The organism is Hydrogenophaga sp. GW823-FHT04C09 (assembly GCF_058796355.1).
Genome location: NZ_JBXAIO010000015.1, coordinates 1 through 15,222 on the forward strand (window position 1 = coordinate 1; position 15,222 = coordinate 15,222).

Below are 15,222 nucleotides of genomic sequence, written 5' to 3' on the forward strand. Positions count from 1 at the left end.
GATAGGGTTCTTACGTGGGTCAGCTTTAAATGGAAATTGCAGCTCTAACTGGGTCAGTTTTCAGCGGAAGACAACAGCTTTGACGCAAACGGACATCCGGGGTCCTGTGCGTGCACTTGCGCTTCAAATGTAAACGTAACGTAGGTTGCAATTTAAGAAGCCTATGAAGTGCGAAAACCCATAAGTCTCTCGACTTATGGGTCTCACATTCTCAGGATTTGAGGCTGCCTACACCCAGGTCAGACGTCGATGTTGCCCGCGCGCAGCGCGTTGGTCTCGATGAAGTCGCGGCGCGGTTCCACCTCGTCGCCCATCAGCATGGTGAACACGCGATCGGCTTCGATCGCGTCGTCGATCTGCACGCGCAGCAGGCGGCGCACGTTCGGGTCCATGGTGGTTTCCCACAGCTGCTCGGGGTTCATCTCGCCCAGGCCCTTGTAGCGCTGGCGGCTGGTGGTGCGCTCGGCTTCGCTGATGAGCCAGCGCATGGCCTGGCGGAAGTCACCGACCTTCTCTTCCTTCTGCTTGTCGCCCTCGCCACGCATCACCTTGGCGCCTTCGCCCAGCAGGCCACGGAAGGTGTCGGCGGCGGTGGCCAGCGCGGCGTAGTCGGCGCCGTGCACGAAGTCCTGCGTGAGCACGCTGCTCTTGATGTTGCCGTGGTGGCGGCGGCTGATGCGCAGGATGGGTTTGTCGGTGCGCACGTCGAACTCGGCCGCCACTTCGGCGGGCACGCCGGTGGTGGCCAGTTCGCGCAGCTTGGCCTGCAGCGAGACCGCGCTGACCTCGGCCTGCTCCACGCTGTCGAGGTTGAGCGCCACGCCATCGGCGATCGCGCGCAGGGCCTCGGCGTCCATGAAGTTGGACAGGCGCGCGATCACGCTCTCGGCGATCTGGTGCTTGCGCGCCAGCTCACCCAGGGTGTCGCCGCTGAGCGTGGTCTGCGTGGCGCCGCCGGTGAACACGCTGGCATCCTTCAAGGCGATGCGCAGCAGGAAACCGTCGAGCGCGGAAGCGTCCTTCAGGTACAGCTCTTCCTTGCCGGCCTTGACCTTGTAGAGCGGCGGCTGCGCGATGTAGATGTGGCCGCGCTCGACGAGCTCGGGCATCTGGCGGTAGAAGAAGGTCAGCAGCAGGGTGCGGATGTGCGCGCCGTCCACGTCGGCGTCGGTCATGATGATGATGCGGTGGTAGCGCAGCTTGGCGACGTTGAAGTCGTCCACGCCGGCCGTGCCGCCCGCGCCCGTGGCCTTGCCGATGCCGGTGCCCAGCGCGGTGATGAGTGTGAGAATTTCGTTGCTGGTCAGCAGCTTCTCGTAGCGCGCCTTCTCCACGTTCAGGATCTTGCCGCGCAGCGGCAGGATCGCCTGGAACTTGCGGTCGCGGCCCTGCTTGGCCGAGCCGCCGGCGGAGTCACCCTCCACGATGTAGATCTCGCACAGCGCCGGGTCCTTTTCCTGGCAGTCGGCGAGCTTGCCGGGCAGGCCCATGCCGTCGAGCACGCCCTTGCGGCGCGTCATTTCGCGGGCCTTGCGCGCGGCTTCACGGGCGCGCGCGGCTTCGACGATCTTGCCGCAGATGATCTTGGCGTCGTTCGGGCGTTCCTGCAGGTAGTCGGCCAGCAGGCGGCTCACGATGTCTTCGACCGGGCCACGCACTTCGCTGGAGACCAGCTTGTCCTTGGTCTGGCTGGAGAACTTGGGCTCGGGCACCTTGACCGACAGCACGCAGCACAGGCCTTCGCGCATGTCGTCGCCGGTGACTTCCACCTTGGCCTTCTTGGCCAGCTCGTGCTCTTCGATGTACTTGTTGATCACCCGCGTCATGGCCGCGCGCAGGCCGGTGAGGTGGGTGCCGCCGTCGCGCTGCGGGATGTTGTTGGTGAAGCACAGCACCTGCTCGTTGTAGCCGCTGTTCCACTGCATCGCGACTTCCACGCCGATGTTGGTGCCCTGGTCGCTCTGGCGGTCGCCCATGGCGTGGAACACGTTGGGGTGCAGGACGGTCTTGCCCTTGTTGATGAAGTCGACGAAGCCCTTGACGCCGCCGGCGCCGGAGAAGTCGTCTTCCTTGCCGCTGCGCTCGTCCTTCAGGCGGATGCGCACGCCGTTGTTCAGGAAGGAGAGTTCGCGCAGGCGCTTGGACAGGATCTCGTAGTGGAAATCGGCGTTCTCGCGGAAGATCTCGTAGTCGGGCAGGAAGTGCACCTCGGTGCCGCGCTTCTCGGTGGCACCGGTGACGCGCATGGGCGAGATCTCCACGCCGGTGGGCGTGGTCTCGATCACGCGGTTCTGCACGAAGCCGCGCGCGAACTCGAGCAGGTGCACATGGCCTTCGCGGCGCACGGTGAGGCGCAGCCACTGCGAGAGCGCGTTCACGCAGCTCACGCCCACGCCGTGCAGGCCGCCCGAGACCTTGTAGCTGTTCTGGTTGAACTTGCCGCCGGCGTGCAGTTCGGTCAGCGCAATCTCGGACGCCGAGCGCTTGGGCTCGTGCTTGTCGTCCATCTTCACGCCGGTGGGGATGCCGCGGCCGTTGTCCACCACGCTGATGGAGTTGTCGGTGTGGATGGTCACCACGATGTCGTCGCAGTGGCCGGCCAGGGCTTCGTCGATGGAGTTGTCGACCACCTCGAACACCAGGTGGTGCAGGCCGGTGCCGTCGGACGTGTCGCCGATGTACATGCCCGGGCGCTTGCGCACGGCTTCCAGGCCTTCCAGGATCTGGATCGAGCCTTCGCCATAGCCCTCGCTGGCACCGGCCTGGTGGGCGTCGATGGTGGGCTGGAAATTGGAGCTTTCGGCTTGCGCCTCACCGGTGTTGACGGATTCGGCGGGCTTGTTGGCGTCGGACATGGTGGAATTTCTCGATCTCAGTAAACGCCAAACCCGCGGTGTTCGCGGGTTTGGAATGCGGGAGCAACCAGGGGGTTGGACCTCAGATGCGCATCGGCATGACAACGTATTTGAAGGCGTTGTCGTCGGGGTTGGTGACCAGCGCGGAGCTGTTGCCGTCGGACAGCTCGATGCGGACCATCTCCTGCGACATGTTCTGCAGCGCGTCGATCAGGTAGGTCACGTTGAAGCCGATCTCGATGGTGTCGCCACCGTAGTCGATGTCGAGTTCGTCCACGGCCTCTTCCTGTTCGGCGTTGCTCGAGGCCACGCGCAGCACGCCGGGCTCGACGTTCAGGCGCACGCCCTTGAACTTCTCGCTGGTCATGATGGCGGTGCGCTGCAGGCTGGCCAGCAGGGGCGCGCGGCCCAGGGTGACGATGTTCTTGTGGTTCTTGGGAATCACGCGGTTGTAGTCGGGGAACTTGCCCTCGACCAGCTTGGTGACGAACTCCATGCCGTCGAAGCTGAACTTGGCCTGGTTGGCCGCGAACTGCATCTCGATCGCGCCTTCCTTGTCGGACAGCAGGCGCTGCAGTTCGAGCACGGTCTTGCGCGGCAGGATGACTTCCTGCTTGGGCACTTCCACGTCCAGCGTGCTGGAGGCGAAGGCCAGGCGGTGGCCGTCGGTGGCGACCAGGCTGAGCTGCTTGCCTTCGGCCACGAACAGGATGCCGTTGAGGTAGTAGCGGATGTCGTGCACCGCCATCGCGAACGAGACCTGGCTCAGCAGGCTCTTGAGCGTCTTCTGCGGCACCGAGAACACGGGGCCGAAGCTGGCCGATTCCTGCACCAGCGGGAAATCTTCGGCGGGCATGCTCTGCAGCGTGAAGCGGCTCTTGCCGCCCTTGAGGATCAGCTTGCCGGCGTTCGATTCCAGGCTCACGGTCTGGTCGCCCGGCATGGTGCGCAGGATGTCGATCAGCTTGCGCGCGCCCAGCGTGGTGGCGAAGTTGCCGCTGTCGCCGTCGAGTTCGGCGGTGGTGCGGATCTGGATTTCCAGGTCGCTGGTGGTCAATTGCACCTGCGAGCCGGTCTTGCGAAGCAGGACGTTGGCCAGGATCGGCAGGGTGTGGCGGCGTTCCACGATGCCCGCGACCGATTGCAGCGCGGCCAAAACCTTGTCCTGGGTCGATTTCAAAACGATCATGTCAGACTCTTTCTTCTCTGGTTGCTTGTCGGCCGGTTCCTGCCTCCCGGTTGGCCCTTTTCCTTGTTTGGGCCAAATCCTCGCTATTTTCGCCTTTTTGTGAGCGGCTTCCGCAAAACGGCCCCCGGGTCTTCCCGCTCATCCCTTGAGCGTCTGTTCCAGCACGTGCAACTGCTGGTTCAGCTCGGTGTTCTGCTGGCGCTCGGCCGCGATCTTGCGCACCGCGTGCAGCACGGTCGTGTGGTCGCGCCCGCCGAACAGTTCGCCGATTTCGGGCAGGCTCTTCTGGGTCAGTTCCTTGGCAATGAACATGGCGATCTGGCGCGGCCGCGCAATGCTGGCCGGGCGCTTCTTGCTGTACATGTCGGCAACCTTGATCTTGTAGAAATCCGCCACCGTCTTCTGGATGTTCTCCACGCTGATCTGCCGGTTCTGGATCGACAGCAGGTCCTTGAGCGCGTCGCGCGCGAGCTGGATCGAGATTTCCTTCTGGTTGAAGCGCGAATAGGCCAGGATCTTGCGCAGCGCGCCTTCGAGCTCGCGCACGTTGGAGCGCACGTTCTTGGCCACGAAGAAAGCCACTTCCTCGGGCATGACGGCGTTCTCCACCGCCGCCTTGTTGATCAGGATGGCCACGCGCATCTCCAGCTCGGGCGGCTCGATGGCCACCGTGAGGCCCGAGTCGAAGCGCGAGACCAGCCGTTCGTGGATGTCGGCCAGGCCCTTGGGGTAGGTGTCGCTGGTCAGCACGATGTGGCTCTTCTTGGCCAGCAGCGCCTCGAAGGCATTGAAGAACTCCTCCTGGGTGCGCTCCTTGTTGGCGAAGAACTGCACATCGTCGATCAGCAGCAGATCGAGCGAGTGGTAGCGTTCCTTGAACTCATCGAAAGTCTTGCGCTGATAGGACTTGACCACATCGGAGACGAACTGCTCGGCGTGGATGTACAGAACTTTGGCCTGTGGACGGTCGGCCAGCAGGTGGTTGCCGATGGCATGCACCAGGTGGGTCTTGCCCAGGCCGACGCCGCCGTAGATGAACAGCGGGTTGTACAGCTGGCCCAGGCTGCCGGCCACGTGCATGGCCGCGGCGCGCGCCATGCGGTTGGCCGAGCCCTCGACCAGGGTGGAAAACGCGAGCGCCGGGTTCAGCCGGGTCTTGGGGCCGCTGGGCGCGGCGACCTCGGCCGGCGCCAGGTCGGGCAGCTCGGACAGCACCTGGTCTTGCACCGTGCGCGGCGCTGGCGACGTGCGGCTGGGCGTTTCGCGCGGAGCAAGCACCAACTCCAGTGTCACCGGGACCCCCTGGAGGGTCTCCAGCAGGGCCGAAATGCGGGACGCGTACTGGGCCCGGATCCAGTCCATCTTGAACCGGTTGGCCACGGCCACGACCACCTTGGAACCGTCGGGCGCGACGGTGGCGGTCAGGGGCCGGATCCAGGTGTTGAACTGTTGTTCGGGGATCTCTTGCGCGAGCCGGTCCAGGCAGGTGGACCAGAGCGAGAGGGCGTCCGGCCGGGGAGCGGTCAGGGACGCATCAGGGGGAATGCCCTCGATCATGCTGGGAGCGGTGAAGCCGTTGTGGTTGTGGACAAATGTCTCGGGGCAATCCGACGATTGTAGTGCGCGCCGCGACTTATCCACAAGGCAGGGAAATCACCGTTGGCAGGGGGTGGGCAGTCGGTGGCCAAGCCCGGCCGCTTGAAGTGATGCGGCGGCTCCCACCGCCAAGTGCTTGCCGGACATCGGGTTTATTTGCGATAATTGCGGGTTTCCCCGATTTCTACAGAGCACCATGAAACGCACTTACCAGCCCTCCAAGATCCGCCGCGCCCGCACCCACGGCTTCCTCGTCCGCATGAAAACCCGCGGGGGCCGTGCCGTGATCAACGCCCGCCGCGCCAAGGGCCGCAAGCGCCTGGCCGTCTGAGGCTGCGCGTGTTCTGCCGGCGCCGACTCGCCCGGCTCCCTCACCGCGTGACCCGGACGGTTCAGCGGTGACCCAGCGGCTGCGGTCCCGGCAACAGTTCCAGGCCGTCATGGCGGGCGCCCCCGTGGCCAAGACCCCCCACTTTGCCCTGCACCGCGCCGCGCTTTCCAGCGCGCACGAGGGCAGGGCCTTGTTTCCCGTGGCCGACGCCTGGGTGGGGGTGCTGCTGCCCAAACGCTGGGCCAAGCGCGCCGTCACGCGCAATGCGATCCGCCGTCAGATCTACGAAGTCGCCCGCCACCGGGCCGCGAGCCTGCCCCAGGCGGCGCTCGTGGTGCGCCTGCGCAGCGAGTTCAGCCGCCAGCAGTTCGTCAGCGCCACCTCCGACGCGCTCAAGCGCGCGGTGCGCGCCGAGCTGGAGCAGCTGCTCGCGCCGCCGCGTTCCGCGCCACGCGCGGCACCGCCTGCGGAGATCCGACATGCTGTCTGACTGGCCGCGCCAGGGCCTGCTGGGCCTGGTCAAGGGATACCGTCTGCTGCTCAGCCCGTGGCTCGGCAGCGGTTGTCGTTTCGAACCTTCCTGCTCGCTCTACGCCATCGGTGCGCTGGAGCGCCATGGTGCCCTGGGCGGCACCTACCTCACGCTGCGGCGCCTGGTCCGCTGCCACCCGTGGTGCGACGGTGGCCATGACCCGGTGCCCGCCTCCCTGCCCACGCTGTTCTCCAGCCTGATTTCACCTTCCTGCGAAAAGAAGAACCCGTCATGAATGACATCCGTCGGTCCATCCTGTGGGTGGTTTTTGGTCTGTCGATGGTCCTCATCTGGGACAAGTGGCAGATTCACAATGGCCACAAGCCCACCTTCTTCCCCGGCGCCGCGCCGGCCGTGACCGCGCCCGCCGCGTCCACCAGCCAGCCGGCCGGCGGCAGTGGCAGCAACGCCGGCGTGCCGACGGCGGCGCAGAGCGGTGCGACGCCGGTCGGCGAAACCCCGGCCGCAGCGCCCGGCGCCGTGGCCCAGCGCCACGAAGTCACCACCGATCTGTTCAAGCTGGTGTTCAACAGCGAAGGCGGTTCGCTGATCGGCGCCGAGCTGCTCAAGCACGCCGAGGCCACCGGCCAGAGCAAGGACAAGACCGAGCGCCCGTTCACGCTGCTGGCCCAGGGTGGCGAGCACATCTACGTGGCCCAGACCGGCCTGATCGGTGGCAACTTCCCCACCCACAAGACGCCGATGGCGCTGGTGGGCAACCCCACCACCCTGGCCGACGGCCAGAACGAGTTGCAGGTGCGCTTTGAATCGGCCGAGGTCGGCGGTGTGAAGCTGGTCAAGACCTACACCTTCACGCGCGGCCGCTACGACATCGGCGTGCAGCACGAGGTGCAGAACGTGGGCAGCCAGGCGGTCACGCCCCAGCTCTATCTGCAGCTGGTGCGCGACGGCAGCAAGCTCAGCAGCGAAACCCCCTTCTACTCGACCTTCACCGGGCCGGCGGTCTACACCGCGGAGAAGAAGTACCAGAAGATCGAGTTCGCCAACATCGAGAAGAACAAGGCCGAGTTCGTCAAGTCGGCGAGCGACGGCTATGTGGCGATGGTGCAGCATTACTTCGCCTCGGCCTGGCTGCTGGGCGATGGCGTCGCGCGCGAGAACTTCGCGCGCAAGATCGACAACAACCTGTTCGCTGTGGGCAGCATCACCGCGCTGACCGCCATCGAACCGGGCCAGAGCCAGAGCCAGCAGTCGCGCCTGTTCCTGGGCCCCCAGGAAGAGAAAGTGCTCGAGACCATCGCCCCCGGCCTGGAACTCGTGAAGGACTACGGCTGGCTCACCATCCTGGCCAAACCGCTGTACTGGCTGTTGGAGAAGATCCACGGCTACGTGGCGAACTGGGGCTGGTCCATCGTGCTGCTGGTGGTGCTGATCAAGGCCGCGTTCTACTGGCTCAACGCCAGCGCGTACCGCAGCATGGCCAAGATGAAGAAGATCAATCCCCGCATCATGGAAATGCGCGAGCGCCTCAAAGGCAACCCGCAGCAGATGCAGCAGGAGATGATGAAGATCTACCGCGAGGAAAAGGTCAACCCGCTGGGTGGCTGCTTCCCCATCCTGATCCAGATCCCCGTGTTCATCGCGCTCTACTGGGTGCTGCTGTCCAGCGTGGAAATGCGCAACGCGCCCTGGGTGGGCTGGATCACCGACCTGTCCTCGCCCGATCCGTACTTCATCCTGCCCCTGGTGATGGCCGTGACCACGCTGATCCAGACCGCGCTCAACCCGCTGCCGCCGGACCCGCTGCAGGCCAAGCTGATGTGGCTGATGCCGCTGATGTTCTCGGTCATGTTCTTCTTCTTCCCGTCCGGCCTGGTGCTGTACTGGATCACGAACAACGTGCTGACCATCGCGCAACAGGCCGTGATCAACAAGAGCATGGGCGTGCCGCTGAAGTTCAGCATGCCGAATTTCAAGGCCTGACCCCGTGATCGGATGACCCCCTGCGCCGCTGACGCGGCTTCCCCCTAAAAGGGGGACGGCGTCTTGGGCCGGCGGAGCCGGACCCTCGACGCCTCTGGAGGGTGTGTTTCTCTTCTGTGAAGGGCCTGCGTTGCGGGCCCTTTGTCTTTTATGCTCGCCTCCTATGCTCGCTGCCTCGCGTGACCCCATCGTTGCCATCGCCACCGCGCCCGGTCGTGGGGCCGTGGGCATCGTGCGGGTGTCGGGACGGGGCCTGGCGGCTTTTGTCTTGGCCCTGCTGGGGCGCGACCTGAGGCCGCGCGAGGCGACCTACCTGCCCTTGGCCGATGCCACGGGCCAGCCCATCGACCACGGCCTGGCCCTGTGGTTTCCCGGCCCGCACTCCTACACCGGCGAAGACGTGCTCGAGCTGCAAGGCCACGGTGGGCCGGTGGTGTTGCAGTTGCTGCTGGCGCGCTGCCTGGAGGTGGCGCGCGACACCGCGCCCACGCTGCGGCTGGCGCGCGCGGGCGAGTTCACCGAACGCGCCTTCCTCAACGACAAGCTCGACCTCGCGCAGGCCGAGGCGGTGGCCGACCTGATCGATGCCAGCACCGAGGCCGCCGCGCGCAGCGCCTCGCGTTCGCTGGCCGGTGTGTTCTCGGGCCGCGTGCACACGCTGCGCGACGCGCTGGTGAACCTGCGCATGCTGGTCGAGGCCACGCTGGACTTCCCCGAGGAAGACATCGACTTCCTGCAGAAGGCCGATGCCACGGGTCAGCTGCAACGGCTGCGCGACGCGTTGGCCGAGGTGCAGGCCCAGGCGCGCCAAGGCGCCTTGCTGCGCGACGGTTTGCAGGTCGTCATCGCGGGCCAGCCCAACGCGGGCAAGAGTTCGCTGCTCAATGCCCTGGCAGGGGCCGAGCTGGCCATCGTCACACCCGTGGCCGGCACCACGCGCGACGTGGTGCAGCAGACGATCCAGATCGAGGGCGTGCCGCTGCACGTGATCGACACCGCCGGCCTGCGCGACAGCCCCGATGTGGACGAGGTCGAGAAGATCGGCATCGAGCGCGCCTGGGAGCGCATTCAGCGCGCCGACGCGGTGCTGTTCCTGCACGACCTCAGCCGCAGCGAAGGGGCGGACTACCAGACGGCCGATGCCTCGATCGCGGCCAGCCTGGCCAGCACCCTGCCCGCCGACGTGCCGGTGCTGCACGTCTGGAACAAGCTGGACCAGGCGCCCGCCGCGGCCGTGATGGACGCGCAGGCCGACACACTGGCGATCTCGGCCAAACACGGCACCGGCCTGGAGGCCTTGCGCCAGCGCCTGCTGAGCCTGGCGGGCTGGCAGCACGCGGGCGACGGCCTGTTCATGGCGCGCGAACGGCACCTGCAGGCCTTGCGCCGCGTGGGCGATCACCTCGACGCCTCGCACGCCTTGCTGCAGGCGCGCGCGGAGCACCTGGACCTGCTGGCCGAGGAGCTGCGCCTGGCGCAACAGGCCCTGAGCGAGATCACCGGCGAGTTCACCGCCGACGACCTGCTGGGCGAAATCTTTTCGCGTTTTTGCATCGGCAAATGAAGCCAGCGCACCGCTCGGTGCCGCTCTGAGACCGCCGAGAGTGCAACTGTAAGCACGGGTAAGAACAGGCTTGCGCGCGCCGGTCGTGCGCGGTTATCTTGACCGCATGAACGCCCAGTTGCCCACGTCCGTGCGCTTTGACATTCAAGGCCTGGCCCAGTCCATGCGGCTGAGCAGCGCGCTGGACGCCGTGCCCCTGAACCTCAACGACCCCCAGTGGGTGCAGCTGGCCAACTACCTGCAGCCGGTGGCGCTGCAGCAGGGGCAGGTGCTGATCGAGCAAGGGGTGAAGGACCGCACGGTCTACTTCGTGGAGAGCGGCACCCTCACCGTGCACTACGAGGATTCGCGCGAGCGCGTGCGCATCGCCGTGGTCGGTGCGGGCTCGTTGCTGGGCGAGGGCGCGTTTTTCAGCCACCTGCCGCGCAGCGCCACGGTGCACGCGGGCAGCGATTGCCGGCTCTGGTGTCTGACCCCTTTGCGTTTTCGGGAACTCTCCTCGCGCCATCCCGATGTCGCGCTGGACCTCAGCGTGGCCATGTCGGCGGTGCTGGCTCGGCGCATGTACAACCGGCCCAAACGGGTCGCCGTGACCTGAGCGCCGCGGGCACGAACGGAATCAAGGCCGTCCTGTGTTGCTTTTTCAACCTTTTGCGCGCGCGTCCCTGGCGCACACTTTGCCCATGTCCTTGATGAGCTGGCTACAGGCCAAAAAATCCGCCACACCCGACAAGGGTCCTTTCACCCGTGCGCGCAAGAAGTTCAGCCAGACCACGCTGCCGCTGATCTCGCCGCGCCGCGGGCGCCGCATCCTGCGCCGTGAGCAGCTGTTCGCCGTGGTGCGCGAGTCGCTCATCCGCGCGGGCGTGTTGTCCACCAGTTACGAGTTCAAGGTGCTCACGCTGGACGCCAACGGCGACAGCTTCCTGGTGCTGGTCGACCTCGCGCTGCCCGCCAAGGCCATGCCCGATGAATACCTGCTGGAGATCGAGCGCTGGATCCAGCAGAGTGCCCAGACGCGGCACGAGATGGACGTGCGCTCCGTCTACTGGCGCCGCAAGGCCGTGCACGACCAGGTCGGCATGGCGCTCAAGGCCGCCGTGGCGGCCCAGACCCGCCGCGAGGCGGTGCCGATGACGCCGGGCCTGGTGCCTGAAGCCAAGGTCACCAGCCCCACGGCCATTCCCCGGCCCGTCATGACGCCGTCGAGCGCGCCCGCGCAGGTGGTGGGGGAAGACGAGGTGGAGGCGTTTCGCCTTGCCTTGCAGAGCGTGGCCAAGCCACCCTACCGCTCCCCTGCTGAAGCGCAGGCGAAGCTGCCGGTGCCGGAGTCGCACAGCGATTTCGGGGCCTTGAGCGAAACCCAGTACGGCAGGCTCTGAGGGGCCGGCCGGTCGCTCAGTGGCCGGCGAAATCGAGCAGCGTGAAGAGCTTGAGGCCGGAGGCGCGCAGCTTCTCCGAGCCACCGAGTTCCGGCAGGTCGACGATGGCCGCGCCTTCCATCACTTGCGCGCCCAGCTTCTCCAGCAGCCGGCGCCCGGCCATCATGGTGCCGCCGGTGGCGATCAGGTCGTCGATCAGCACCACCCGGTCGCCTGCCTTCACGGCATCGGTGTGCAGTTCCACCGTCGCGCTGCCGTACTCCAGCTCGTAGGTTTCTTCCACCGTGGTGAAGGGCAGCTTGCCCTTCTTGCGGATCGGCACGAAGCCCACGCCCAGTTCGTAGGCCAGCACCGAGCCGATGATGAAACCCCGCGCATCGAGTCCGGCCACCACGGTGGGGCGCAGCGCCGTGTCCATGTAGCGGTGCACGAAGGTGTCGATCAGCACGCGAAAGACCTTGGGGTCTTGCAGCAGCGGCGTGATGTCGCGGAACTGCACGCCCGGCGCTGGCCAGTCGGGCACCGTGCGGATGTGGGATTTCAGGAAGGCGGAGGTGTCCATGGGCTCGGTCCGTGAGGGAGCGGCCATTATCTGCGGTGGCGCAAAAAAAAGCCCCGGCACAACGGCCGGGGCGCAGACCATGGCGACCCTTGTACAAAGCCATGGGCTGGAACGGGAGGCCGTGATCGGCCCTGGGCGCATTCTGATTTCCCGGGCCCGCTGCCCGCCAGAGCTTCCGGCGTGTGGTGCCTGCCAGCCGACGAAGTGGCGTGCTCAGCCCGAGAGCAGCTTCTCTTCGGCCAGGGCCAGCGCGGGCGCCTTGCCGCTGATCACCACCGTGTCGCCGCTTTCGAACACCGTCTCGTCGCTCGGGGACTGGGGCTTGCCGCTGGCGCGGCGCAGGCTCACCACGCGCACGCCCACCGCGTGCAGCGCCAGGCTGCCCAGGGTCTTGCCGACGTTGCGGCCACCCGGGGGCAGGGTCACGGTGTTGAGGCGCTCGTGGTCGATCTCGTCGGCACCGTCGTCGTCGGCACCGTGGAAGTAGCCGCGCAGCAGGTTGTAGCGCGCATCGCGCTGGTCCTGCACCACGCGGATCACGCGCCGCATCGGCACGCCCACGAGCGCCAGCGCGTGGCTGGCCAGCATCAGGCTGGCTTCGATCGCCTCGGGCACGACCTCGGTGGCGCCGGCGGTGCGCAGTTTTTCCAGGTCCGCGTCGTCCACCGTGCGCACCACCACCGGCACGTGCGAAGCCTGCTCGTGCGCGTGGCGCAGCACCTTGAGCGCGCTGGGGGTGTCCAGGTAGGTCACCACCACGGCGCTGGCGCGGTGCAGGCCGGCGGCCATCAGGGCCTGCAGGCGCGCGGCATCGCCGAACACCACCGAATGGCCGGCGGCCGCGGCCTGCCGCACGCGGTCGGGGTCGAGGTCGAGCGCCATGTAGGGAATGTGTTCGGCCTCCAGCAGGCGCGCCAGGTTCTGGCCGCAGCGGCCGTAGCCGCAGATGATCACGTGCTTGTCGGCGTTGATGGCCTTGCGCGCGATGCTGGTCATCTGCACCGACTGCATCAGCCAGTCGCTGCCCACCAGGCGCGTGACGATGCTGTTGGCGTAGAGGATGGCGACCGGCGTGGCGAGCATGGAGATCACCATGCTGGCCAGGATGGGGTTGAACAGCTGCGGCGGCACCAGGTTGTTCTGGCCGGACAGCGTGAGCAGCACCAGGCCGAATTCGCCGGCCTGCGCCAGATAGAGACCGGTGCGCAGCGCCACGCCCATGGGGGCGCCGAAGGCGCGCGTGACGCCCGTGATGAGCGCGAGCTTGAACGCCATGGACACCGACAGCAGCAACAGCACCAGCGGCCAGCGGTCCAGCACCAGGCGCCAGTCCAGCATCATGCCGATGGTGATGAAGAACAGGCCCAGCAGCACGTCGTGGAAGGGCCGGATGTCGGTCTCCACTTGGTGCTTGAACTCGGTCTCCGAGATCAGCATGCCGGCCACGAAGGCGCCCAGCGCGAGCGAGAGCCCGGCGTGTTCGGTCAACCAGGCCAGGCCCAGGGTGATGAGCAGCAGATTGAGCATGAAGAGCTCGTCGCTCTTGCGGCGCGCCACCTGCGTGAGCCACCAGCGCATGAGCCGCTGCCCACCGGTGAGCAGCAGGCCGAGCAGCAGCACGGCCTTGAGCGTGGCCCAGCCCAGTGCGCGCAGCAGCTCTTCGGGTTCCGAGGCCAGGGCAGGGATGATCACCAGCAGAGGCACCACGGCCAGATCCTGGAACAGCAGGATGCCCAGCACGCGCTTGCCGTGCTCCGATTCCAGCTCCAGCCGCTCGGCGACCATCTTGATCACGATGGCGGTGCTGCTCATCGCCATCACGCCGCCCAGCGCCAGCGCGGTCTGCCAGGGCACGTTCCACCAGGTGGGCAAGGCCAGGGTGAGCAGCAGCGAGCCCACGGTGGTCAGCAGCACCGTCAACACCACCTGCGACATGCCCAGGCCGAACACGTGCCGCTTCATCGCGCGCAGCTTGGGCAGGCTGAATTCCAGCCCGATCACGAACATGAGGAACACCACGCCGAACTCGGCCAGGTAGCGCACACCGCTCGAGTTCTGCGCCAGCGCCAGCGCGTTCGGCCCGATCACCACACCCACGACCAGGTAGCCCAGCATCGGCGGCAGGCGCAAGGTGCGGCACGCCACCACGGCCAGCACGGCGGCCAGCAGATAGAGCAGGGCGAGGTCGAGCGAATTCATGAAGCGATGGTAATGGCTGACCCACCACGCGGCGGCGGGCCGGCGGCGATAATTGCGCCCATGACCCTGCCCCCTTCCTTCGACCCAGCCCGGGCCCTGACCCTGGCGCAGGAGACCCTGAGCATCGAGGCACAAGCCGTGACCGCCGTGGCCCAGCGCCTGGACGCGTCCTTCGCCCGAGCCATCGAACTGGTGCTGGGCATTCCCGGGCGCGTGGTGGTCATGGGCATGGGCAAGAGCGGCCACATCGGCCGCAAGATCGCCGCCACGCTGGCCTCCACCGGCACGCCGGCCATGTTCGTGCACCCGGCCGAGGCCAGCCATGGCGACCTGGGCATGATCACCAGCGCCGACATGGTGCTGGGCATCAGCAACAGCGGCGAAAGCGAAGAGCTCACGGCCATCCTGCCGCTCATCAAGCGCATGGGCGTGCCGCTGCTGGCCATCACCGGCCGGCCCGACTCCACACTGGGCCGCCACGCCAACGTGGTGCTGGATGCCTCGGTCGACAAGGAGGCCTGCCCGCACAACCTGGCCCCCACCGCCAGCACCACCGCCCAGCTCGCCCTCGGTGACGCGCTGGCCGTGGCCCTGCTCGACGCACGCGGTTTCAAGGCCGACGACTTCGCGCGCTCCCACCCCGGCGGCGCGCTCGGGCGCAAGCTGCTCACCCACGTGAGCGACGTCATGCGCAGCGGCGACGAGGCCCCGCGCGTGGGCCTGGACGCCGGCCTCATGGAGCTCATGCGCGAGATCAGCGCCAAGGGCCTGGGCATGACCGCCATCGTCGACAGCGGTGAGCGCGTGGTGGGCATCTTCACCGACGGCGACCTGCGCCGCCTGATCGAGAAGACCGGCAGCGGCGCCGACCTGCGCACGCTGGTGGCGCGCGACGTGATGCACCCCCAGCCGCGCACCGTGCGCCCGGACGCGCTGGCCGTGGAAGCCGCGGGTCTGATGGAAGCCAACCGCATCACCAGCGTGCTGGTGGTGGACGGTGCCGGCCGCCTGCAGGGCGCGCTCAACAGCAACGACCTCATGCGCGCGAAGGTGATCTGAACGTGGAAC

13 protein-coding genes are annotated in these 15,222 nt (G+C 66.9%); 8 read left to right on the forward strand and 5 right to left on the reverse strand.

Annotated elements, in window-relative coordinates; all coding sequences use genetic code 11:
• Nucleotides 1-239: 239 nt before the first annotated feature.
• The 3 genes from gyrB to dnaA all read right to left on the reverse strand — a co-directional run bounded on the left by gyrB (nt 240) and on the right by dnaA (nt 5,601).
• A complete protein-coding gene (gene gyrB / locus AC1Q9M_RS25175; protein WP_382327959.1) occupies nt 240-2,855 on the reverse strand; it encodes a DNA topoisomerase (ATP-hydrolyzing) subunit B in 2,616 nt (871 codons plus the stop codon).
• An 82-nt stretch (nt 2,856-2,937) separates the two neighbouring features.
• Nucleotides 2,938-4,044 (reverse strand): DNA polymerase III subunit beta, encoded by a 1,107-nt coding sequence (gene dnaN / locus AC1Q9M_RS25180; RefSeq protein WP_297401592.1) that lies wholly within the window; start codon nt 4,042-4,044, stop codon nt 2,938-2,940.
• 138 nt (nt 4,045-4,182) lie between these two features.
• Nucleotides 4,183-5,601 (reverse strand): chromosomal replication initiator protein DnaA, encoded by a 1,419-nt coding sequence (gene dnaA / locus AC1Q9M_RS25185; RefSeq protein WP_382152757.1) that lies wholly within the window; start codon nt 5,599-5,601, stop codon nt 4,183-4,185.
• A 235-nt stretch (nt 5,602-5,836) separates the two neighbouring features.
• Between dnaA and rpmH the strand changes: the two genes are divergently transcribed.
• From rpmH to AC1Q9M_RS25220, 7 genes are all read left to right on the forward strand, one after another.
• A complete protein-coding gene (gene rpmH / locus AC1Q9M_RS25190) occupies nt 5,837-5,971 on the forward strand; it encodes a 50S ribosomal protein L34 (protein ID WP_006299042.1) in 135 nt (44 codons plus the stop codon).
• Between the two features lie 67 nt (nt 5,972-6,038).
• Complete coding sequence (gene rnpA, locus AC1Q9M_RS25195) at nt 6,039-6,461, forward strand: ribonuclease P protein component (RefSeq protein WP_382322375.1); 423 nt, start codon at nt 6,039-6,041, stop codon at nt 6,459-6,461.
• Entirely contained in the window at nt 6,451-6,738 is a 288-nt protein-coding gene (yidD, locus tag AC1Q9M_RS25200) for a membrane protein insertion efficiency factor YidD (RefSeq protein WP_291115232.1), read from the forward strand. Before rnpA ends, yidD begins: the two co-directional genes overlap by 11 nt.
• Entirely contained in the window at nt 6,735-8,447 is a 1,713-nt protein-coding gene (gene yidC / locus AC1Q9M_RS25205) for a membrane protein insertase YidC (RefSeq protein WP_444688875.1), read from the forward strand. Before yidD ends, yidC begins: the two co-directional genes overlap by 4 nt.
• A gap of 163 nt (nt 8,448-8,610) precedes the next feature.
• A complete protein-coding gene (mnmE, locus tag AC1Q9M_RS25210) occupies nt 8,611-10,011 on the forward strand; it encodes a tRNA uridine-5-carboxymethylaminomethyl(34) synthesis GTPase MnmE (RefSeq protein WP_492436368.1) in 1,401 nt (466 codons plus the stop codon).
• Between the two features lie 106 nt (nt 10,012-10,117).
• Nucleotides 10,118-10,609, forward strand: coding sequence for a cyclic nucleotide-binding domain-containing protein (locus AC1Q9M_RS25215; RefSeq protein WP_382163815.1), 492 nt, complete (start codon nt 10,118-10,120; stop codon nt 10,607-10,609).
• Between the two features lie 85 nt (nt 10,610-10,694).
• Nucleotides 10,695-11,393 (forward strand): hypothetical protein, encoded by a 699-nt coding sequence (locus tag AC1Q9M_RS25220; RefSeq protein WP_492436370.1) that lies wholly within the window; start codon nt 10,695-10,697, stop codon nt 11,391-11,393.
• 16 nt (nt 11,394-11,409) lie between these two features.
• Here AC1Q9M_RS25220 and AC1Q9M_RS25225 read toward each other — a convergent pair whose 3' ends face one another.
• Together AC1Q9M_RS25225 and AC1Q9M_RS25230 are read right to left on the reverse strand one after the other, a co-directional pair.
• A complete protein-coding gene (locus tag AC1Q9M_RS25225) occupies nt 11,410-11,955 on the reverse strand; it encodes an adenine phosphoribosyltransferase (protein ID WP_291115220.1) in 546 nt (181 codons plus the stop codon).
• Nucleotides 11,956-12,168: 213 nt separating this feature from the next.
• Entirely contained in the window at nt 12,169-14,154 is a 1,986-nt protein-coding gene (locus AC1Q9M_RS25230) for a monovalent cation:proton antiporter family protein (RefSeq protein WP_382322371.1), read from the reverse strand.
• 60 nt (nt 14,155-14,214) lie between these two features.
• Here AC1Q9M_RS25230 and AC1Q9M_RS25235 point away from each other — a divergent pair, with 60 nt between their 5' ends.
• Nucleotides 14,215-15,213: a KpsF/GutQ family sugar-phosphate isomerase gene (locus AC1Q9M_RS25235; RefSeq protein ID WP_382322370.1), complete on the forward strand. Its 999-nt coding sequence runs from the start codon at nt 14,215-14,217 to the stop codon at nt 15,211-15,213.
• Nucleotides 15,214-15,222 lie beyond the last annotated feature (9 nt).